Annotated in this window: 16 protein-coding genes and 1 tRNA gene; 8 read left to right on the top strand and 9 right to left on the bottom strand. The window is 69.0% G+C overall.

Annotated elements, in window-relative coordinates:
* Positions 1 to 2 precede the first annotated feature (2 nt).
* The 3 genes from holA to leuS are packed head-to-tail and all read right to left on the bottom strand — an operon-like array spanning position 3 to position 4,192.
* Positions 3 to 1,037 (bottom strand): DNA polymerase III subunit delta, encoded by a 1,035-nt coding sequence (holA, locus tag C8P69_RS09115; protein WP_170118187.1) that lies wholly within the window; start codon positions 1,035 to 1,037, stop codon positions 3 to 5.
* Between the two features lie 4 nt (positions 1,038 to 1,041).
* Positions 1,042 to 1,584, bottom strand: coding sequence for an LPS assembly lipoprotein LptE (locus tag C8P69_RS09110; RefSeq protein WP_108176274.1), 543 nt, complete (start codon positions 1,582 to 1,584; stop codon positions 1,042 to 1,044).
* The gene (gene leuS, locus C8P69_RS09105) at positions 1,571 to 4,192 is read right to left on the bottom strand and encodes a leucine--tRNA ligase (protein ID WP_108176566.1); all 2,622 of its coding nucleotides are present in this window, start codon (positions 4,190 to 4,192) and stop codon (positions 1,571 to 1,573) included. The genes C8P69_RS09110 and leuS overlap by 14 nt, the downstream gene beginning before the upstream one ends.
* Positions 4,193 to 4,342: 150 nt before the next feature.
* Between leuS and C8P69_RS09100 the strand changes: the two genes are divergently transcribed.
* Complete coding sequence (locus C8P69_RS09100; protein ID WP_108176272.1) at positions 4,343 to 5,020, top strand: YggS family pyridoxal phosphate-dependent enzyme; 678 nt, start codon at positions 4,343 to 4,345, stop codon at positions 5,018 to 5,020.
* A 3-nt stretch (positions 5,021 to 5,023) separates the two neighbouring features.
* Here C8P69_RS09100 and C8P69_RS09095 read toward each other — a convergent pair whose 3' ends face one another.
* Positions 5,024 to 6,127, bottom strand: coding sequence for an ROK family protein (locus tag C8P69_RS09095; RefSeq protein ID WP_108176270.1), 1,104 nt, complete (start codon positions 6,125 to 6,127; stop codon positions 5,024 to 5,026).
* A gap of 237 nt (positions 6,128 to 6,364) precedes the next feature.
* Here C8P69_RS09095 and otsB point away from each other — a divergent pair, with 237 nt between their 5' ends.
* The 6 genes from otsB to C8P69_RS09065 all read left to right on the top strand — a co-directional run bounded on the left by otsB (position 6,365) and on the right by C8P69_RS09065 (position 14,953).
* Positions 6,365 to 7,144 (top strand): trehalose-phosphatase, encoded by a 780-nt coding sequence (gene otsB, locus C8P69_RS09090; RefSeq protein WP_170118186.1) that lies wholly within the window; start codon positions 6,365 to 6,367, stop codon positions 7,142 to 7,144.
* 12 nt (positions 7,145 to 7,156) lie between these two features.
* Positions 7,157 to 8,965, top strand: a complete 1,809-nt coding sequence (locus C8P69_RS09085) for a glycoside hydrolase family 15 protein (RefSeq protein ID WP_108176268.1) — start codon at positions 7,157 to 7,159, stop codon at positions 8,963 to 8,965.
* Between the two features lie 110 nt (positions 8,966 to 9,075).
* On the top strand, positions 9,076 to 11,295 hold the full coding sequence (locus tag C8P69_RS09080; RefSeq protein ID WP_108176266.1) for an alpha,alpha-trehalose-phosphate synthase (UDP-forming): 2,220 nt from the start codon (positions 9,076 to 9,078) through the stop codon (positions 11,293 to 11,295).
* Positions 11,296 to 11,369: 74 nt separating this feature from the next.
* Positions 11,370 to 12,821: an MFS transporter gene (locus tag C8P69_RS09075; RefSeq protein WP_108176264.1), complete on the top strand. Its 1,452-nt coding sequence runs from the start codon at positions 11,370 to 11,372 to the stop codon at positions 12,819 to 12,821.
* Between the two features lie 101 nt (positions 12,822 to 12,922).
* Entirely contained in the window at positions 12,923 to 13,741 is an 819-nt protein-coding gene (locus C8P69_RS09070) for an IclR family transcriptional regulator (protein ID WP_245901948.1), read from the top strand.
* 120 nt (positions 13,742 to 13,861) lie between these two features.
* Entirely contained in the window at positions 13,862 to 14,953 is a 1,092-nt protein-coding gene (locus C8P69_RS09065; protein WP_108176262.1) for an alkene reductase, read from the top strand.
* Positions 14,954 to 15,028: 75 nt separating this feature from the next.
* On the opposite strand, the gene C8P69_RS09060 is transcribed toward C8P69_RS09065, so the two are convergent.
* The 3 genes from C8P69_RS09060 to C8P69_RS24655 form a co-directional block, all read right to left on the bottom strand.
* On the bottom strand, positions 15,029 to 15,931 hold the full coding sequence (locus tag C8P69_RS09060; RefSeq protein WP_108176260.1) for a hypothetical protein: 903 nt from the start codon (positions 15,929 to 15,931) through the stop codon (positions 15,029 to 15,031).
* 89 nt (positions 15,932 to 16,020) lie between these two features.
* The gene (locus tag C8P69_RS23825; RefSeq protein ID WP_170118185.1) at positions 16,021 to 16,176 is read right to left on the bottom strand and encodes a hypothetical protein; all 156 of its coding nucleotides are present in this window, start codon (positions 16,174 to 16,176) and stop codon (positions 16,021 to 16,023) included.
* Between the two features lie 238 nt (positions 16,177 to 16,414).
* Positions 16,415 to 16,816, bottom strand: coding sequence for a DUF3306 domain-containing protein (locus C8P69_RS24655; protein ID WP_483878516.1), 402 nt, complete (start codon positions 16,814 to 16,816; stop codon positions 16,415 to 16,417).
* A 691-nt stretch (positions 16,817 to 17,507) separates the two neighbouring features.
* On the opposite strand from C8P69_RS24655, the gene C8P69_RS09050 reads away from it, so the two are divergent.
* Positions 17,508 to 18,056 (top strand): hypothetical protein, encoded by a 549-nt coding sequence (locus C8P69_RS09050; RefSeq protein ID WP_108176255.1) that lies wholly within the window; start codon positions 17,508 to 17,510, stop codon positions 18,054 to 18,056.
* 456 nt (positions 18,057 to 18,512) lie between these two features.
* Here C8P69_RS09050 and C8P69_RS09045 read toward each other — a convergent pair.
* Positions 18,513 to 18,589, bottom strand: a tRNA-Arg gene (locus C8P69_RS09045).
* A 55-nt stretch (positions 18,590 to 18,644) separates the two neighbouring features.
* The gene (locus C8P69_RS09040) at positions 18,645 to 20,273 is read right to left on the bottom strand and encodes a heme biosynthesis protein HemY (RefSeq protein WP_108176253.1); all 1,629 of its coding nucleotides are present in this window, start codon (positions 20,271 to 20,273) and stop codon (positions 18,645 to 18,647) included.
* Between the last annotated feature and the right edge of the window lie 9 nt (positions 20,274 to 20,282).

Raw genomic sequence — 20,282 nt, 5'->3', positions numbered from 1 at the left:
GCTCAGCCCCGGGCGCCCTGGCGGGCGTTCGAGGCGATGCTGATGAGCAGGCGGCCGACCAGCGTCGGGGCAATCGTGGCCTTGGCGCGGGTCTCGTAGCCGGCTTCCGCGAGGCGCTGGATGATGCGGGCGAGCTTCACGCTCGTCCACAGGCCGAGCTGCCGCTCCACCGCAGGCTTGCGACGGAAGAAGATCGGCGGCTCGAACCGTTCCACGGCGACGCGGACCGGCGTGCCGCTTTCGACGATCAGCCTCACCTTGTGCATGGCGAGCGCGTGGCGGCTTGCCGCCGCAACGATCTGCGGAATGGCGATGCCCGCGGCCTCGGCGCGCAGCAGCAGCCGATCCACCTCGTCCGGCGCCCCGCCAAACGCGGCGTCGATGATCTCGTCGACCCCCATGGCGAGGCTTTCGCCGGCTACGGCGATGATGTCGGCGGCGCGGATCGTGCCGGTGCCGTGGGCATAGAGGCAGATCTTGCGGATTTCGGCGCGCGAGGCGGCGCGATCACCGCCCAAATACTGGACGAGAAGGGCGAGGGCCTGGGGCTCGAACTGCAGTTCGGCTTGTTTCGCCTCCTCCATGGCAAGACGCTTCAGATCCGCCTCGCCATCGGCGTAGCAGGCGATGACCGCTGCGCTGCCGGACCGTTCGGCCTCGGATCGCAAGGCGACGCTCTTCTTGAGATCGCCAGCCTCGATCAGGATGGTGGCGCCCTCCGGCGGGCTTGCCAGCAAGGGCGTGACGGCCGCCGCGATGGGCTTGTCGCCGGCTTTCACCCAGATGAGCCGGCGCCCGCCGAACATCGGCACCGTGCCGGCCTCGTCGGCGAGGCGGGCGGGGTCGGAGGCGAGCACGTCGCCGTCGATACGGGTGACGGAGAAGGGGTCGTCGAGGTCCGGGGCGATGCGCGTGGCGATGGCGCGGGCGCGCTCCGACACGAGACCCATGTCAGGGCCATAGACGAGGATGACCGGCCGGCGCGGATCCGGTTCGGCGACGAAACGCTCGATTTCCGCGCCCTTGAGGACGGTCACAGGCTCACCTCGGGCGGGTGGCGTACCAGCCGGCAACCTGGGTGACGATGTTCTCGGCAAGGGCCTTGGTGGCCCGCTCCTGGGCCTCGATCACGGCACGATCGGAGGCGAGGCGCTGGGCCGTGCGGTCGAAGGAGGCGCTGGCGAAGGCCGAGCCGCGGTGGATCGGCTGCGGATCGCCGATGGGCGTGACCGTGTAGTCACCGATGATGGTGACGGACTGGGCGGAGGGACGGCCGGCGGCGGTGTTGAGCGCGATCGGCACGGTGTCAACCCGCAGGGTCACGCGCAGCACATGCGTCGGGTTGGCGGCGCGACCGCCACCACCCTGGGTCAGGTAGATGAGCTCGTTGCGCAGGACGACGCCGTTGCGGCCGGGAATCTCGGGAATCTCGAGGTCGCGCAGGCCCGCCTGGGCATTGCGGCCGCCGGACACGACGGTCGGATCGCCATAAAGCGGGGTCAGGCAGCCGGCGAGGCCAGCCGCGGCGCCGCAGAGCGTGGCGACGCGGAGGAGGCGCAGCAGGGAGGTCTCAGCCCACGACATTCACGATCCTCTGCGGAACCACGATGATCTTCTTCACGGGCCGGCCTTCCAGCGCCTTCTGGACGGCGTCGAGGGCGAGGGCGGCAGTCTCGATATCCTTTTGGGCCGCCTCACGCGGGATCGTCAAGTCCGCCCGCTTCTTGCCGTTCACCTGGACGGGGAGGGTGATCGTGTCCTCCACCAGGATGGCGGTATCCACGACCGGCCAGGCCTCCTCGGCGACCAGGCCGGAATGGCCGAGCCCGGTCCAGCACTCCTCGGCGAGATGCGGCATCATCGGGGCCACGACGCGCACCAGGATGCTGCCGGCCTCGGCCAGGGCCGCGGCCATGTCCGGCTCGGCGGTCTTGCCGCGCAGCCCGTCCAGTGCCCGGGCGAGGGCGTTGGCGAGGGTGTAGATGTGCGCCACGCAGCGGTTGAAGGCGAGGCGCTCGACGTCCTGCTCGATGGCGGCAAGCGCCTGGTGGGCGGCGCGGCGGATGGCGGTCGCCTCCTCGCCGAAGGTCGCCGGGGCGGCGGCCGCGGCCTTGTGGGAGGCGATGTCGCCGACGATGCGCCAGAGGCGCTGGACGAAGCGGCTGGCGCCCTCGACGCCGGCCTCGGTCCAGATCACGTCGCGCTCGGGCGGCGAGTCCGACAGCATGAACCAGCGGGCGGTGTCGGCGCCGTAGGTGTCGATGATGTCGTCGGGGTCGACGACATTCTTCTTCGACTTCGACATCTTCTCGATAGAGCCGATCTCGACCGGCGCATTCGAGCCCTTGAGCACGGCCCGGCGCTGGTCGCCCTCACCGGTGATGGTCACCTCGGCCGGGGTCACATAGGCGCCGTCCGGGCCGCGATAGGTCTCGTGGACCACCATGCCCTGCGTGAACAGGCCGCGGAACGGCTCGTCGAGGCCGGCATGGCCGGTGGCCTTCATGGCGCGGGTGAAAAAGCGCGAATAGAGCAGGTGCAGGATCGCGTGCTCGATGCCGCCGATATACTGGTCGACGGGCAGCCAGGCATTGACCACCGCCGGATCGGTCGGCGCGTCGGTGCGCCAGGGATCGGTGAAGCGGGCGAAGTACCAGGACGAATCGACGAAGGTGTCCATCGTGTCCGTCTCGCGCCGGGCCGGCTTGCCGCAGGACGGGCAGGCGACGTGCTTCCAGGTCGGATGGCGGTCGAGCGGATTGCCGGGCTTGGAGAAGTCGGCATCGTCCGGCAGGCGCACGGGGAGCTGGTCGTCCGGCACCGGCACCGCGCCGCAGGCGTCGCAGTGAATGACCGGGATCGGGCAGCCCCAGTAGCGCTGGCGGGAGATCAGCCAGTCGCGCAGGCGGAAATTGACCTTGCGGGTGGCGACGGGCGCGTTGCCCAGCGTCGTCTTCTCGAGGCGCGTGGCGACCTCGGCAAAGGCGGCGTCGGTGGTGAGCCCGTCGAGGAAGCGCGAATTGATCATCACGCCATCGCCGTCATAGGCGGTGTCGGTGACGGCGAAATCGTCGCCCGCATCGGCCGGCTTCACGACGGTCTTGAAGGGCAGGCCGTACTTGTTGGCGAACTCGATGTCGCGCTGGTCGCCCGAGGGGCAGCCGAAGATGGCGCCGGTGCCGTAGTCCATCAGGATGAAGTTGGCGACATAGACCGGCACCTCCCACGACGGATCGAAGGGGTGGACGGCCTTGATGCCGGTGTCAAAGCCGAGCTTCTCCGCCGTCTCCAGCGTCGCCACCGAGGTGCCCATGCGGCGGCATTCCTCGGAGAAGGCGGCGAGCTCCGGATTGGTCTCGGCGGCGGCCCGCGCCAGCGGATGATCGGGGGCGATCGCCATGAACGCGGCGCCGAACAGCGTGTCCGGCCGCGTCGTGTAGATCTCGAGCTCGGAATGGCCGGCGGGCGCGGTGCCGGCCTTGAGGGCCCAGCGGACCATCAGGCCCTCGGACCGGCCGATCCAGTTCTTCTGCATCAGCCGGACCTTGTCCGGCCAGCGGTCGAGGCCGTCGAGCGCGGTCAGCAGCTCGTCGGAGAAGTTGGTGATCTTCAGGAACCACTGGGTCAGGTCGCGCTGCTCGACGAGCGCGCCCGAGCGCCAGCCGCGGCCGTCGATGACCTGCTCGTTGGCGAGAACCGTCTGGTCGACTGGGTCCCAGTTCACCTTGGCCGAGCGGCGCTCGACCAGGCCCGCCCGCATGAAGTCGGTGAACAGCTTCTGCTGGTGGGCATAGTAGGAGGGGTCGCAGGTCGCCAGCTCGCGCGACCAGTCGAGCGACAGGCCCATGCTCTTCAGCTGCGCCTTCATTGTGGCGATATTGGCGTAGGTCCATTCCTTCGGGTGGACCTTGGAGGCCATGGCGGCGTTCTCGGCCGGCAGGCCGAAGGCGTCCCAGCCCATGGGATGCAGCACGTTGAAGCCGCGGGCGCGCTTGTAGCGGGCCACCACGTCGCCCATCGTGTAGTTGCGCACGTGGCCCATATGGATGCGCCCCGACGGATAGGGGAACATCTCGAGGACGTAGTATTTCGGCCGCGGATCGTCGTTCCTCGTCTCGAAGATCTTCTTCTCGTCCCACACCGCGCGCCACTTGGGCTCGGCGGTGCGCGGGTTGTAGCGTTCGGTCGACATGATGGGCGGCACGTCCGGAAATCAGGGCAAAAGCGAGCGCGGACAACACACGAAAGGGGTCAGCGGGTCAAGGATTTGGCTGCGATGCTGGCTCCTGTGTAGCAGCCGTGCTAGCGGGAGCCGCCCGCCTGCCAGTCCGTGAGAGATGCCATGTCCGACGCCGTCAGCCGCCTTGCCGAGGTCCGCGCCGCCATTGCCGCCGCGACCGTGGAGGCGAAACGCCCGGCCGATGCGGTGACGCTGGTGGCGGTCTCTAAGACCTTCCCGATCGAGGCGATCGAGCCGGTCCTGGCCGCCGGACAGCGCGTCTTCGGCGAGAACTATGTGCAGGACGCCAAGGGCAAGTGGCCGGAGCTGCGCCAGCGTTATCCCAATGCCGAGGTCCACATGATCGGGCCGCTGCAGTCGAACAAGGCGAAGGAGGCCGTCGCGCTGTTCGACGTGATCGAGACGCTCGATCGCCCCTCGCTGGCGAAGGAACTGGCCAAGGAGGTCGCCAAGGCCAAGGCGGCCGGGGCCCGCATCCCGCGCTTCCTCGTCCAGGTGAACACCGGGGCCGAGCCGCAGAAGGGCGGCGTGCTCCCCGAGGAGGCCGATGCCTTCATCCGCGCCTGCCGTGAGGAGCATGGCCTCACCGTCGAGGGGCTGATGTGCATTCCGCCCGCCGACGAGCCGCCGGCGCCGCATTTCGCCCTGCTGACGACCATGGCGCGCCGCAACGGCCTGTCCGTCATCTCCATGGGCATGAGCGCCGATTATCCGATCGCCATCGCCATGGGCGCGACCCATGTCCGCGTCGGCAGCGCCATTTTCGGTGCGCGCGGCTGAGCCTTACGAGCGATTGGCATAGGTGGCGTTGCCGAGGCCCGTGCCGATGGTGACGACGCCCCACTCCTTCACATCCTGCATGTCCGGGACCTCGCTCAGGCCCTGAACCACCGCGTCATTGTGCATGATGACCACCGTCTCGTGCTCGCCGATGGTCGGGATCGCCTTGGTGAGGGCCGCGGGCAGGTTGAAGTGCTCGCTCTCCCAGTTGCCGCCCGGCAGGTTCTGGCCGCCGCGGTCGATGGACCCGTCCTCCTCGATGATGCCGGGGCAGCCGATGCCGATGACCGGGGCGAGCGTCAGGCCTTCCTTGCCGGCGCGGGCGATGAGGTCCTGGAGGATGCCCGCCAACCGCTCCACCGCGGCCGTCCGCGAGGGCTCGTCATCGGCGTGGCGCCAGAGTTCGGAGCGCCAGACCTCGGCCTTGGACAGGTCCGCGGCCTTCTTCAGGTTTAGCGCCACGACCCCGGCGCGGATGTTCGTGCCGCCGATGTCGATGGCGAGAAGGCCGTCATGGCCTGACAGGGTCCAGGCCGGCATGAGATGCGCCGCGCCGATCAGCCCCGCCTCGTCGGGATGGTGGCGGATGGGGCGCATGGCCACGTCGATGCCGTCCGCCTTCAGCAGGATGCCGGCGCGGGCAATGGCCAGTTCGCCGATGCGGCTGTTGCGAAAGCCGCCGCCGACCGCGATGCGCTCGACGCCGCCCCAGCCCTTGGTGCGGCGGAAGCGGCGGATGACGCCGGCGAGCTCCTGGGCGAAATCCTCCACCGCGCCGTGGACCACGGCGGCCAGCTCCGTGTCCTCGCCCATCAGGGCCTTGTCGAGCTGCTTCTTGCCGATTTCGGCGGTTTCCACGTCGCCGAAGGGGTCGGCGTCAAGCTTGCCGAGGCGGTCGCGCCATTCGTCGAGTTTGGCCTGGAACGCCCGCTTGCTGGCGCGGTCGCCGATGAAGCCGTCCTTGTCGCGGAGTTCGAGATTGTAGCCGGTCACGGTGACGGAGGGCAGGTCGGCGGCGCCATGGCCGGCCACCGGCTGCCGGGCACGCGCGGGCGGCTCGCCCTTCTTCTCGGGTTTGTCGGTCTTCTTCGCGGCGGCCTTGGCCATGGAAGCTCACCCCTCTCGCGCCCATCGAGAGGCAACAACGTCAGGCGAAAGCCTGCGTTCCTTCGCGCCCTCGCCGGGCCCGCGGGAACCATCCGGGCCGCGGCACGTTGTGACCGCGTCGGACGACGCCGGACCTCCTGGCGCGTCACGCCATGCATGGAGGCGGGAGCTCGTGGGTCGATGTCGGGAAGCGCGGGGGCGGGATTGCATCGCCCCACCGCAGAACGGGTGGCGCCCATGCTTCTGATGCCCACGCTGGGAGCCATGGCGGCGGATGTCGCGCGGCGCGTCCTGGCTGAGCCGGACCGCTATGCCCTCTACTCCGATTTCGACGGCACGTTGGTGGAGATCGCGCTGCGGCCGGAGGATGTCCTGGTGCCGCCCGACCTGCCGATGCGGCTGGCGCGTGTCCGCGCCATGCTGGGCGGCGCTTTTGCCCTCATCACCGGCCGGTCGCTTCGGGAAATCGAAGCCCATGTGGGCGATGCCGGCCTCGAGGCCTCCGGCCTGCACGGCATCGAGTTCCGCTTCGATGATGAGGCGGCCCGGGCGCCGGCCCGCGAGGCACCGCATCACCTCATCGCCGAGGTCGTGGGCATCGTCGCCGCCGATCCGGGCCTACGTCTGGAACACAAGGGCCCGATCCTTGCCGTCCACTACCGCGAGGCACCGGCGGCCGGCGGCCGGGTGAAGATTGCCCTCGAACAGGCGGTCGCCGCCTTGCGCCTGCCCTATCACCTCAAGGAGGGGCGCGCCGTCGTCGAGATCATCCCCAACGGCACGTCGAAGGGCACGGCCCTCGCCGATTTCATGCGCCGCACGCCCTATGTCGGGCGCATCCCCATCATGATCGGCGACGATCGCGCCGATGAGGATGCCTTTGCCGTGGCCGAGGCCGCCGGCGGGCTCGGCCTGAAGGTCGCGGGCGAGCATTTCCGCGGCGGCGACGAGCCGTTCCGCAATCCCGGCGAGGTCAGGGCCTTCCTGGCCCTGATCGCCGCCGGGCCGGCCCGCTGACAGGCAGGAACGATGACCGCAGCCCTCCCGACCCCGTCCGAGACACGCCCCGCGCCGCCCGACATGGCGGTGATCGGCAACAGCACGATCGCGGCGCTGATCGACCAGCGGGCGAAGATCGTCTGGACCTGCTGGCCGCGGATCGACGGCGACCCGCTCTTCTCCTCACTGATCGGCGGCGCCGATCCGGAGCGGGGCTTCCTAGCGGTGGAACTCGACGGCCTTTCGGCCACCAGCCAGTCCTATGAGCGCAACACGGCGGTCCTGGTGACGGTGCTCACCTCCGCCGATGGGTCGTCGGTGCGGATCACCGACTTTGCGCCGCGCTTCAAGCAATATGGTCGCATCTTCCGTCCGCCGATGATCCTGCGGCGGATCGAGCCCATGTCCGGCACGCCGCGGGTGCGGGTCCGGATGCGGCCGACCATGGATTATGGGCGCCACCTCGCCCGGCCGATCCCCGGCTCCAACCACATCCGCTATGTGAGCGACGCCGGGGCCGTGCGCCTCACCTCGGACGTGCCCGTCGCCTACCTGTCCTCCGAAGGGCAGTTCGTTCTGACGCGCCCGATGACCCTGATCATCCACGCCGACGAGACCTTTCCGAACGCCATCGAGGACGTCTGGTTCGCCTTCCTGCGGTCGACGCGGCAGTACTGGTTCGATTGGGTCCGCTACCTCTCGATTCCCTTCGAGTGGCAGGACGCGGTCATCCGCGCGGCGGTGACGCTGAAGCTGTGCTCGTCGGAAGAGACCGGCGCCATCGTTGCGGCCCTGACCACCTCGATCCCCGAGGCTCCCGGTACGGGCCGCAACTGGGACTACCGCTTCTGCTGGCTGCGCGACGCCTATTTCACCGTCCATGCCCTGAACAAGCTCGGGGCGACGCTGACCATGGAGCGCTTCCTCGACTACATGCGCTCGGTGATCGCCTCGGAGAAGGGCTATCTCAAGCCGGTCTACGGCATCGTGCCGGAGCAGTCGCTGGACGAGTGGATCTCGGATGCGCTGACCGGCTTCAACGGTGATGGTCCCGTGCGCATCGGCAATGCCGCGGCCGAGCAGGTCCAGCACGATGTCACGGGCAGCCTGATTCTCGCGGCCTCGCAGATGTTCTTCGACCACCGCCTGCCCAAGCTCGGCGACGAGGCGCTGTTCCGCGAGCTGGAGCAGCTCGGCGAGATGGCGGCGGCCAAGGCTTTCGAGCCCGATGCCGGCATCTGGGAATATCGCGGCCGCCAGGCGATCCACACCCATTCCGCCGCCATGTGCTTCGCCGCCTGCGACCGCCTCGCGCTGATCGCCGGCAAGCTGGAGCTCGGCGACCGCCAGACCTATTGGCGCGCCCATGCCGAGCGCATCCGCGAGGCGATCCTCACCCGGTCATGGAATGAGGAGCAGGGCTTTTTCGCCGCCAGTTTCGACGGGTCCAGCGCCGATGCGAGCACGCTGCTCCTCGCCGAGCTCGGTGTCGTCGCCGCCACCGATCCGCGCTTCGTCAGCACCGTCGAGCGGCTGCAAAAGCGCCTCGTCCGCCATGGTTTCCTGCTGCGCTACGACGAGCGGGACGATTTCGGCACGCCGGAGACCTCGTTCAACATCTGCACCTTCTGGCTGGCCGATGCGCTCCACGCCATCGGGCGGAAGGACGAGGCGCGCGCGCTGTTCGAGGCGCTGCTCGCCCGCCGCAACCATGTCGGCCTGCTCTCCGAGGACATCGACCCGATCACTGGGCGGCTCTGGGGCAATTTCCCGCAGACCTATTCGATGGTCGGCATCATCGTCACAGCCATGCGGCTGTCGCGCGAGTGGGTCCACTGAGGGTCGGGGAACCGCGCCCTCACGGACCGGTTGAGTTTTGGAACCGCAGCCAGCCCGGCTGCGGCAGCACGTGAAGGAGGGGGCGCCCACGGCCAACGCCCCGACATGTCATGCGTCGAGCGCCCCGCGGCATCCTGCTCATCGGTCTCGTCCTTGTCGGCCTGGCGGCGTTCCTTGCCGCGCTGGTGCCGCTGACCAATGGCGTGATCGAGCAATGGGCGCGGCGCGATGTGGAGCTGCGCTCGGAACTCGTCGTCAATTCGATCCGCGACCGGGTGGAGCGGGAGATGGCGGACCGGCCCGAGGCGCTCGGCGCCTTCTTCGAGCGCCTGACCGGCGATGAGCGGATCCTGGCGCTGGGCCTCTGCGATCCTGCGGGCCGCATGCGGGTTGCGACGGCCCGGATGCCGACCGGCGTCGACTGCCGGCTCGAGGGCTCCTCCCTGACGCCGCGTTTCGTCCGGACGCGCCTTGCCGGCGAGCGCGTCCTCGTCGGCGTGTTCCCGATCGCAGGCTCGAACCCGGCAAGCCTCGTCGTGCTGCATGAACTCGCCTTCGTCGCCGACCGGATCGGTGAGGCGCGCTGGTACCTCGCCCTGCTCGGGTTTGCGCTGCTGGTCGGTGTCGGCGGCGTCGGAACGGTCCTGGTCCTTGCCTCGCAGCGGCGCGACATGCGCGCCCTTCTCACCGGGTTGCACGAGCTGCGCGCTGCGCGGCCCGACCGGCGGCCGCTCATGGATCCGGCGACGCGCGAGGAAAGCCGCGAAATCCGCGGCCTGCTCCGCGATTTCCGCGAGACCATGCGGCGCGAGGACGGCAGTCCGGTGGAATGGTCGCCCTCGACCCTCCAGGACCTCTTGGAGAAAGAGCTGCCGGACGCCGAGGTCTTCGTGGTCTCCAACCGCGAGCCCTACATCCATAACCGTGTCGGCGACCGCATCGTGGTGCAGCGGCCGGCCAGCGGGCTTGTCTCGGCGCTGGAGCCGGTGATGCGCGCCTGCGGCGGCGTCTGGGTCGCCCATGGCTCGGGATCGGCGGATCGCGAGACCGTCGATGCCGAGGATCACGTGGCGGTGCCGCCGGGCAAGCCGGCCTACCGGCTGCGCCGCGTGTGGATCAGCGACGAGGAGCAGGAGGGCTACTATTACGGCCTCGCCAATGAGGGGCTCTGGCCGCTCTGCCACCTCGCCTATGTGCGCCCGATCTTTCGCGAGGCCGACTGGCAGCACTATGTCGCCGTGAACCAGCGCTTCGCCGATGCCGTGGTCCGCGAGGCGACCCGGCCGGACCCGGTCATTATGGTGCAGGACTATCACTTCGCCCTGCTGCCGCGGATGATCCGCGAGCAGCTGCCCAAGGCGACGATCCTCACCTTCTGGCACATTCCCTGGCCGAACGCGGAAGCCTTCGGCATTTGCCCGTGGAAGGAGGAGATCATCGCCGGCCTCCTCGGCTCGACGGTGCTGGGCTTTCACACCCAGGCCCATTGCAACAATTTCTTCGAGACCGTCGATCGCTTCATGGAGAGCCGCATCGACCGCGACCACCGCTCCGTCGTCTTCGGCGGGGAGGAGACGATGGTCCGGCCCTATCCCATCTCGATCGAATGGCCGCCTGCGGCGCTGGCCTCGCAGCAGCCCGTCGAGGTTTGCCGCGCGGCGGTGCGCGAGCGCTTCGGCCTGCCGGCGGAGATGCGGATCGGGGTGGGTATCGAGCGCTTCGACTACACCAAGGGCATCCTCGACCGATTGCAGGCCATCGACGAATTGCTGACCCGCCAGCCCGAATGGAAAGGGCGCTTCACCTTCCTGCAGATCGTCGCGCCGACCCGGTCGAAGCTGGCGAGCTACACGGCGCTGCAGGCCGAGGCGATCCGCATCACCGAGGAGGTGAATGCCCGCCACGGCAGGGAGGGCTACCAGCCGATTCACCTGGTCATCCGCCATCACGAGCCGGACGAGGTCTACGAGCTGTTCCGCGCCGCCGATGTCTGCGTGGTGTCGAGCCTCCACGACGGCATGAATCTCGTTGCTAAGGAGTTCGTCGCCGCCCGTGATGACGAGCAGGGCGCCCTGGTGCTGTCGCGCTTTGCGGGAGCGTCCTCCGAGCTGTCGGAGGCACTCATCATCAATCCCTATGACGTGCAGGGGATGGCTGAGGCGCTCGGGCGCGCGCTGGTGATGCGCGAGGACGAGCAGCGCGAGCGCATGCGCCTCATGCGCGCGCATGTGCGCGAGCGGAACGTCTACCGCTGGGCCGGCCAGATCCTCCTCGACGCCTCGCGCCTGAGGAAGCGCCAGCGCGTGCAGGAGTTCGAGGCGGCGGACTGATCGCCCGTCCCTCGGAAACTCCCGCGCCCCTGCCGCGTTGGCGGAAGCAATCCCGAGGGGCGGAGGCGAGCGACGTGACCACACGGCCGGCAGCGGGCGAGGCCCCGATCATCGAGACCGACATCCCCGCCCGGCTCGACCGGCTCCCCTGGGGCCGTTTCCACACCCTCGTCGTCACCGCCCTCGGCATCACCTGGATCCTCGATGGGCTCGAGGTGACGCTCGCCGGCACGGTGGCGGGCGCCCTCAAGGCGAGCCCGACGCTCCAGTTCAGCAATGCCGATGTGGGCCTTGCCGGCAGCGCCTATCTCGCCGGCGCCGTGCTCGGCGCGCTGTTCTTCGGCTGGCTCACCGACCGGCTCGGCCGCAAGAAGCTCTTCTTCATCACCCTGACGGTCTATCTCCTCGCCACCGCCGCCACCGCCTTCTCGTGGAACCTGTGGAGCTTCATGCTCTTCCGCTTTCTCACCGGGGCGGGGATCGGCGGCGAATATGCCGCCATCAACTCGACCATCCAGGAGCTTGTGCCAGCCCGGGTGCGCGGCTGGACCGATCTCGTCATCAACGGCTCGTTCTGGGTGGGCGCGGCGCTGGGGGCCCTCGGCGCCGTCGTCCTCCTTGACCCGGCGGTGCTCTCGCCCGACCACGGCTGGCGGGCGGCCTTTCTCATCGGCGCGCTGCTCGCCCTCGTCATCTTCCTCATGCGGCTCTGGCTGCCGGAAAGCCCGCGCTGGCTGATGACCCATGGCCGCATCGCCGAGGCCGAGGCCATCGTCGCCGGCATCGAGCAGCGCATCCGCGCCGAAGGCCTGTCGATCCCCGATACGCCGCTCGCGAAGGTGCGCCTGCGCAGCCGCAGCTCCACCCCGCTCGCCGAGGTCGCCGGAGTGCTCATCCGCCGTCACGGCCGCCGCGCCATGGTGGGCCTCGCCCTGATGGCGGCGCAGGCCTTCTTCTACAACGCGATCTTCTTCACCTATGCGCTGGTGCTGACCGATTTCTACGGCATCCCGGCAGAGAAGGTCGGCTGGTACATCCTGCCCTTCGCGCTGGGCAATGTCCTCGGCCCCATCGTCCTCGGCCGGTTCTTCGACACCTGGGGCCGCCGGCCGATGATCGCGCTGACCTGCACCGTTTCCGGCGCGCTGCTCGCCATTACCGGCTGGATGTTCGCGCAAGGGATGCTCACCGCGCAGACCCAGACCCTGTGCTGGATGGCGATCTTCTTCTTCGCCTCTGCCGCGGCCAGTTCGGCCTATCTCACCGTCGCCGAGACCTTCCCGCTGGAGCTGCGCGCCATGGCCATCGCCGTGTTCTATGCCATCGGCACCGGCATCGGCGGGGTCGTCGGCCCGGCGCTGTTCGGCGCGCTGATCGAGACGGGATCGCGATGGTCGTTGTTCGGCGGCTACCTGCTCGGCGCGGCGCTGATGATCCTGGCCGCCGGTGTCATGCTGGCCTTCGGCATCGCCGCCGAGCGGCGCACGCTGGAGGAGATCAGCCGGCCGCTGTCGCATGTCGACTGACAATCCCACCCGGCGCATGGCCGGGTCCCGCGCCGACGGCTGGCTCTCCGCGCGTATTGGCGAACAATACAGGCGTTCCGAAAATTGCAGAGAGCCTTCCCGTGACCCTCCAGCAGCCGGCCTTCGAGCGGCGGTACCAGGCGCCCGAGCGCGAGCCCATCATCGAGGTCGACGAGCGGCTGTTCCTGAAGTCCGCGGCGCGGTCCTTCTACGTGCTGGAGGCCTTTGCCCGCAGCCCGCGTCCGCTCTCCCTCGCCGAGGTGGCGAAATCCGCCAAGATCTCGAAGAGCGCGGCGCAGCGCGTGGTCCAGACCCTGCTCGTGCTCGGCTATCTCGAACGGTCGGCGACCGGCACCGGCGTCGTGCCGGGCCGGCGCATCCTCGACCGGTCCTTCGACTATCTCAGGTCCAATCCGCTCATCGAGCGGGCCTCGCCCATCGTCACCGAGCTGCGCAAGACCACCGGCGAGCGCGTCGACTTCAGCCTCTTCGATGACGTGACGATCCTTTACGCGCTGCGCCTGCAGAGCAAGCGCGAGACCTTCTACGCAACGCTTGCCGGCCGGCGGATGCCGACCTTTGCGACCGCCGGCGGGCGGGCCATGCTGGCCTGCCTCGACGAGCGCCATGCCGACGACATCCTCCGCCGTTCGCGCCTCGTGCCGCTGACCCCCCGCACCCTGGTCGATCCCGACCAGATCCGCGCCCGCATCGCCGAGGCGCGCCGCGACGGTTATGCCTGCGTCCAGGAGGAAAGCCTCATGGGCGAGATCGTCGTGGCGGCCGCCGTGGTGAAGGATCGCTCCATGCCGGTCGGCGCCATCCATGTGGCCGGTTCGCTTGCCGACTGGTCGCCGGAGGAGTTCCGCAAGCGCTTCGCCCCGCTGGCCATCGAGGCGGCGCGGGCGCTGGCCGGATGATGCTCGCGGCATCGTGATACCCAAGCGTTTTCCCTCATCTTGCTGCGCTGCAGCAGGCCGCCCACGTCAGGGTCCTTCCTTTCACGGCGCCATGCCGTTTCGATGACTTTGGAGTTTCCAATGAGCCAGGATGCCAGCCCGCTCTTTCAACCCTTCACCCTGGGCGACCTCGTCCTGCCCAACCGCATCGTCATGGCGCCGCTGACGCGCAACCGCGCCACGCCCGGCACCGTTGCCGCCAATGCGCTGACCGCCGCCTATTACAAGCAGCGCGCCGCCGCCGGCCTGATCATCTCGGAGGGCACGCAGGTCTCGCCCCAGGGCCAGGGCTATCTCAACACGCCCGGCCTCTACAGCCCCGAGCAGATCGCCGGCTGGAAGACCGTGACGGACACGCTGCACGCTGCCGGCGGGCGCATCTTCGCGCAGATCTGGCATGTCGGCCGCGTCTCGCATTCCTCGCTGCTGAATGGCGGCGTGCCGGTGGCGCCCTCCGCCATTCCCGCCAAGACCAAGACCTATGTCGCTGATGGCTTTGCCGACGTGACCCCGCCGCGCGCGCTGGAGACGGCCGAGATCCCCGGCGTCGTCGCCGAATATGCCCAGGCCGCCGCCAATGCCCTGAAGGCGGGCTTCGACGGCGTCGAGATCCACGGCGCCAATGGCTATCTCATCGACCAGTTCCTGAAGGACGGCGCCAACCAGCGCACCGACGGCTATGGCGGTTCGCCGGAGAACCGCGTGCGCTTCGGCCTCGAAGTGGTCGACGCCATCCTCAAGGTCTTCCCCAAGACCCGCCTCGGCATCCGCCTGTCGCCGGTGAGCCCGGCCAACGACACGGTCACGTCCGATCCGGCGCAGGTCTTCGGCCTCTTCGTCTCCGAGCTGTCGAAGCGCGGGATTGCCTTCATCCACGTGATCGAGGGCGCGACCGGCGGCCCGCGCGACAATGTCGCCTTCGACTGGGCGGCGATCCGCAAGGCCTTCTCCGGCGCCTATATCGCCAACAATGGCTATACCCGCGACCTCGCCATCGACGCGGTCTCGGCCGGCCGGGCCGACCTTGTCGCCTTCGGCCGCCCCTTCATCGCCAATCCGGACCTGGTCGAGCGCCTGCGCACCGGCGCGCCGTTGAACGAGCTCGATCGCGCCACGCTCTATGGCGGCGGCGAGAAGGGCTACACCGACTATCCGACGCTCGACGCGGCCTGATCGCCTCAGACCCTGAACAGCAAAAGGCCCCGCTCAACGGCGGGGCCTTTCGCGTTTCGGGGCTGTGAGCCGGGACTACCAGATCCGGTGGCCGAAGATGGCGACCTCCACCTCCTCGTCGCGCTGCGTGCCACCGAGGACGGCGGCGGCGCAGGCGGCCACGAGGCCGATGAGCATGCCAACGGCGAGGGTGAAGCCGGCGATGACCGAGGCCTTGCGGGCCTTGTCGGCGGCATCGCGGGCGCGAATCTCGAGGTCACGGGCCTCGTTCACCGCCTCCGTTACGCGCTGGCGGGCATCTGCCTCGGTGGCGCCGGTGCGGGCCGAGACGATCCCGGCGAGATAGTCACGGTCGCGGGTCGTCAGCTCGCGGTTCCGGACGACGCTGGCGAAGACCCGGGCGAGGTCGGCCCTGAGCGCCGCATCATCACCGCGGGCGGCGTCCGGCGCGGGCGTCGCGCCGGGAACCGGCCGCAGCAGCAGGGCGGTCGCCGTCTCCGAGGGGTTGATGGCTGCGGTGGCGCTGCTCGACGGGCCGCTCATCGCCGCTCCCGCCCCGGCCGCACCACCGGCCGCGATCCGGCTGGCATTGCCGGCGGCGACCGTGCCGCCGAAGGCCGCCAGGATCGCCATCATGATGATGCCGATGGCCCACATGAGCAGGCCGTGGGCGCCGTCGTCGAAGCGGTTGTGCTCACCCCGCATGGCGACGCCGCTCCTCAGCCGGGCCGCGAGATAGCCGCCGGCGGCGAAGCTCATGATCTGCACCACGACCGACCAGTAGCCGACGAAGACGAGGCTCGACCACAGGCTGATGCCGCTGTTGGGCCAGGGCGAGGTCAGCGAGAGGCCGACCGCCCCGCCAAAGGCGATGGCGATGGTGCCGAGGGCCGCCGCGACCAGCGCGCCGGCAATGACAGGGCCCCATTCGATCCGCGCGGTGGCGGCCGGCGAGGCGGAAGCAAGGATGGTCGCCATGGTTCACCTCAGGCCGAGCAGGGAGAGGATGGCGAGGACGATGACGATCAGGCCGACCAGATAGACGATGCCGTTCATGGGGGTTCTCCTCAGCGCGCGTCAGGCATCTTGATGGTCAGGCTGGTGCTCGGGCCCCCGCCCAGGCGGCCGGTTCCGAAGAGCACCGCGGCTCCGACGAAGATCACCAGCATTGCGCCCACCAGGACGCCCAGGACGCCGCTCGCGCCCCCACCACCATCAGCCATGTCCGCCTCCTTCGAGGATCAATCCTCGTCGGCAGGGCTAACCGGATGCGACGCGCGCAGTTCCTATCGGCCCGGCGCCATCGCGGTGGACGGGCTTTGGGCTGCGCTTTGCGACTGGGGGGAGGTTGGCGGGCAGGGCTGGTTCAACGCCTCCCGCCGCGAGACAGTCGCTTATCCGACGCTGCGCGAGGCGCTCGGTGTCGCGTTCGACCTTGAATGGACGGACAGGACCGTCCCTTCACCGGCAAGGATCGCCCGGCGCTGGATCATCGAGCCTGACGGAGCAAGGGTTGGATGCTCCCGGATCCTCCTCCTGACGCGGCATCTTGTAGAGCTGGAGAAGAGCACCCGCCATGGTGGCGTGAACGTCCTGCACCATGTCAGGCGGTGTCACCATGGGGCCGAAGCCTGGATCTCCATCAAGGCCGGTTGTCGCCTCCCCTCCTGCTGGCCGATCAGCTTCCCCGAGGCGCGCTTCCAGCTGCCACATATGGCGCAGAGCCGCCGTCCTGACGGCCGAGGGCACGGCCGGATCCATGAAGGCCGACAGGGGCTGACCGGGACGAAGCTCGTGAAGCCGCGGGAGATGCGCCGGCCAGGCCGGAACGACGGATGGCGGCCGGCCCTGAACCTCCGGCATCGTGCTTGAGGGCGAGCGGCTTGCCGTGGAGACGCCGATCGTGGCGGCAAATGGCTGGACGGCTTCAAGAGACACGCGTTTGGGGCGGAGCCTGGGGGATGTCGTTCCATTCGCCGGGAACTGCGTCGCCACGATCAGGACGGTGATGCAGAAGAGGGCGAGGGCCATATCGCCCGCGGATGATGGCGCCGTTCCCAACAGGTTTGCGGCGGACGACACTGTGGTCGGGGGAGGCATGGAACTGCCGGGCATGGAAGCTCCTCGTTCACAGGAGGCCCGGATCGGATCGGAGCCTCACCGGGGTGCGCGTTGAGAGTTTCGGGTGCTTCGCTGAACTGAACGCGATGGACCGCATCGAACGGCCAAAGGCGAAGCAGCTTGAAAGCCGCGACCCAACCGTCGCAGGTCGATCATGACCCTCGACGAACGCAGGCACATCAGTCGGAGCGCAGGGATGAGACTACCGTGGCGGCGCGGGCCGGGAAGCGGGACATTCCGTAACGGAAAATACGCTATGCTGCACTGCCGAAGGGCTGCGCTTAGCCGCCCATCGTCTCGAACCGCACTTTTGGCCTGCCCGGCATTTGGTGACCGGGGCGAACGCCGCCAGCGATGCCATGACCGCAGATCAAGCCGGTTTCGAGCAAACGCTGTTGGAAATCGCGCAGACATCAATGATGGTGTTGCCGCAATGGTCGATCATGCAAGCCACCCGCGTCTCGATAGCTTCTTCGAACCGTCCTGGATGCGGGGCAACGAAAAGCACTTTCGCCTTTGGCGTTCATGCGTTGCGGAGATGATTGGCGCTCCGATCGCGTATGAATATGTCCGCCGCCCCGTGGCGTTCGACGAGACGCACCCTGGTCTGTCCGCCATCAAGAGCCTGCCGTTCCTTGAAGCCCGCATTATCGACCCGGCTTGGCGACAGCCGACGGTGGCTGAGCGCCTCGGCTTATGGGGCGCATTGCCCGAAGAGCCCTTGCTGGTCCTGGTTCTCCTCACGGTACCGGGAGGCGTCTTTCAGGCGCGACATGCCAAAGCGATTGCCAAGCGCCTTGATGAGCTCGATGAGTTAATCCATTTCGTCGGTCAAGGCTGGCATACCCATACCCATGAAGTGGCGCGGCAGTTCTTTCATGCGCTGGCCAAGACAAACGAGGATGTTCGGGTGGTCGGAAGCTATGAGCCAAGCGGAACAATCGATCTGCATACCCTGCCATCTATAGCTGGACTATCGTAACACCTGGATGCCGTTGATCACCGCGGAGTCAGGCCAGATCAGCTGCGATCAAGACTCCCTGTTGCACGTCAGCCGTCTGCCGCAAGACCGTTGAGCGCTTTGCTGGTGCCTTGCTGTGGGGCGAGCGGCGCGGTGGGACACCATCACCCCCCGCATTCGGCGATTGAGCGGGCCACCCCCACCGCGACGCAGGCGATCGAGACAGGGGCGCCCCCTCGCGCGGGCTCCGGCCAGGCGAAGCATCATCCTGGCGCCCTGTCCGCGATGGTCCGGGACCAGACACTACCGTCCGATCCGGGCCCAACGGCAGACCCCTGTAGAGCCTCGTTCCTTCGCGAGGGGGCGCGGAGGTTCAGACCAGTGGTGAAGACGGCGTTGGGGAGCCGGCGCCAAGCCGAAACGCCGTTAGGGCAAATGGCGGAACGGCCGATTTTTCCCGGCAATATCAAAGGTCTTTGGCGGTCCCGAAGGGATTCGAACCCCTGACCTTCGGTTTAGGAAACCGCTGCTCTATCCTGCTGAGCTACGGGACCGGCGCGCTCTCTATCTCATGGCCCATGGCCGGCGGGCAAGCGCCGGCCGGCCGCCTCAGCCGCCGAAGAGCGAGGCGCGCTTCGGCTTGGCGGCGAGGTCCGGGCCCGGATCGTCCGGGGGCCGGGCGATCGGGAACACCGTCTCGGTGGGCACCGGGCGCGGCTTTTGGGCGGAGACGAGGGTCTGCGGCGCTGCCGGTTCGGCCTCGGCGGGGGTCGTTGCGGCGGCAGGAGCCGGCGCGGCGACGGGTTCGGCAGGCGGCGCGGGCACGACCTCGGGAGTGACCGGGACGGCCTCGATGGTCTTGGCCTCCACCGCTTGCGCCTCGATCATCACCGCCGGCTGCTCGCTCTCGTGGTGGTCGGCGAGGACATCGTCGACCTGCAGCACGGGACCGCCGATCTCCGCCACCGGCACCTTCCATTCGAAGGCATCGAGGCGGCCGGAGACGAGGGAGGCGGGGAACCAGACATCCGAGGCCTGGCCATCGGCAGTCCAGACCGGGTCGCGGGCGGCGCGCAGGGCGCGAGCCATCCATTCGCGGGCGCGGCCATGGTCGCCGCCGTCCTTGGCGGAGAGCTCGGCCATGAGCAGGCAGGCGCGCTGGGTCGGGCTGTCCGCGACGAGCGGTTCCAGCGCCTTGCGGGCGCGCTCGAACTCGCCGGCATCGATGGCGGCGCGGGCCACGGCCATGGCGCCCTCGGGATGGGAGGGCACGAGGCGGGCGAGATGTTCGACGCGCTTCAACTCATCGAGGCGGGAATCGCCGCGCCGGGCATGGGCAAAGACCTCGGCGATGTCGGGATGCGGTGTCGCCTTCCAGGAGGCTTCGAGGACGCGCGAGGCCTTGCGGGCATCGCCATCGGCGGCGAGGAGGCGGCCGGCCACCACGGCGGCGGGCACCAGGGTCGGGGCGAGGCCGTGGGCTTCGAGCGCCAGCGCCTTGGCGCCGGCGGGATCGTGGTCCTCGGCGGCCATGGCCTTGGCCGTGAGGAGGACGGCGCGCAGGCGCTTGGCCTTCTCCCGGTCGATGGTGCGGGCGGCATATTGGCGTTCGATGCTGGTCAGGGCGCCATCCCAGTCGCCAGCGAGCGTCTGGCTCTCCAGAACGGCCTGGCTCGCCCAGGCGGCGGAGGGCGCGTCCTTGACCGCCTCCTCGGCAATGGCGCGGGCGGCCGGCTGGTCGCCGCGGCGCTGGGCCTCGACATAGAGGCCGCGCAGGCCGAGCAGGCGGGTTTCCTGGCTCTCCACCATGGTGCGGAAGGCCTGTTCGGCGCCGCCACGGTCGCCGGAGAGCTGGGCGGTCTGCGCCTTGAGCAGCAGGGTCAGCGGCTGGCCGGGGGCGAATTTCTCGGCGTCATGGGCGTGGCGCTCGGCGGCGCGGCGATCACCGGCGCCAACCGCGAGGATGCCGCGGGTCACCGCCTCGCTGCCCTTGCGGGCACGGCGGCGGCGCATGGCGCGGCGCGCCATGGCGGGGCTGGTGAGCAGCCATTTGGCGATGGCGATCAGGGCCATGGCGACGGCCGCCGCGGCGACGAGCGCGACGATGCCGGTGAGCACCTCGAACTCGATGTGCCGGCCGAGCCAGACGATGGAGACGGTGCCGGGCTGGTCGGCGACCCAGGCGGCGCCGAAGGCCAGCAGCCCGAGCAGGACGAGGAAGAGGACGACGCGAACCATTTTGCTCTC

Source organism: Phreatobacter oligotrophus (assembly GCF_003046185.1).
In the GTDB taxonomy this organism is placed as follows: domain Bacteria; phylum Pseudomonadota; class Alphaproteobacteria; order Rhizobiales; family Phreatobacteraceae; genus Phreatobacter; species Phreatobacter oligotrophus.
Note: the sequence above shows the minus strand (reverse complement) of the source record. Positions and strands in the feature narration are given on the sequence as shown.

What these genes read in the sequence shown, in the direction of transcription:
- C8P69_RS09110 (WP_108176274.1), bottom strand. Translation starts at nt 1,584, where the DNA reads ATGTCGTGGGCTGAGACCTCCCTGCTGCGCCTCCTCCGCGTCGCCACG.
- leuS (WP_108176566.1), bottom strand. Translation starts at nt 4,192, where the DNA reads ATGTCGACCGAACGCTACAACCCGCGCACCGCCGAGCCCAAGTGGCGC.
- C8P69_RS09100 (WP_108176272.1), top strand. Translation starts at nt 4,343, where the DNA reads ATGTCCGACGCCGTCAGCCGCCTTGCCGAGGTCCGCGCCGCCATTGCC.
- C8P69_RS09095 (WP_108176270.1), bottom strand. Translation starts at nt 6,127, where the DNA reads ATGGCCAAGGCCGCCGCGAAGAAGACCGACAAACCCGAGAAGAAGGGC.
- otsB (WP_170118186.1), top strand. Translation starts at nt 6,365, where the DNA reads ATGCTTCTGATGCCCACGCTGGGAGCCATGGCGGCGGATGTCGCGCGG.
- C8P69_RS09085 (WP_108176268.1), top strand. Translation starts at nt 7,157, where the DNA reads ATGACCGCAGCCCTCCCGACCCCGTCCGAGACACGCCCCGCGCCGCCC.
- C8P69_RS09080 (WP_108176266.1), top strand. Translation starts at nt 9,076, where the DNA reads ATGCGTCGAGCGCCCCGCGGCATCCTGCTCATCGGTCTCGTCCTTGTC.
- C8P69_RS09065 (WP_108176262.1), top strand. Translation starts at nt 13,862, where the DNA reads ATGAGCCAGGATGCCAGCCCGCTCTTTCAACCCTTCACCCTGGGCGAC.
- C8P69_RS09060 (WP_108176260.1), bottom strand. Translation starts at nt 15,931, where the DNA reads ATGGCGACCATCCTTGCTTCCGCCTCGCCGGCCGCCACCGCGCGGATC.
- C8P69_RS23825 (WP_170118185.1), bottom strand. Translation starts at nt 16,176, where the DNA reads ATGGCTGATGGTGGTGGGGGCGCGAGCGGCGTCCTGGGCGTCCTGGTG.
- C8P69_RS24655 (WP_483878516.1), bottom strand. Translation starts at nt 16,816, where the DNA reads ATGCCGGAGGTTCAGGGCCGGCCGCCATCCGTCGTTCCGGCCTGGCCG.
- C8P69_RS09050 (WP_108176255.1), top strand. Translation starts at nt 17,508, where the DNA reads ATGGTCGATCATGCAAGCCACCCGCGTCTCGATAGCTTCTTCGAACCG.
- C8P69_RS09040 (WP_108176253.1), bottom strand. Translation starts at nt 20,273, where the DNA reads ATGGTTCGCGTCGTCCTCTTCCTCGTCCTGCTCGGGCTGCTGGCCTTC.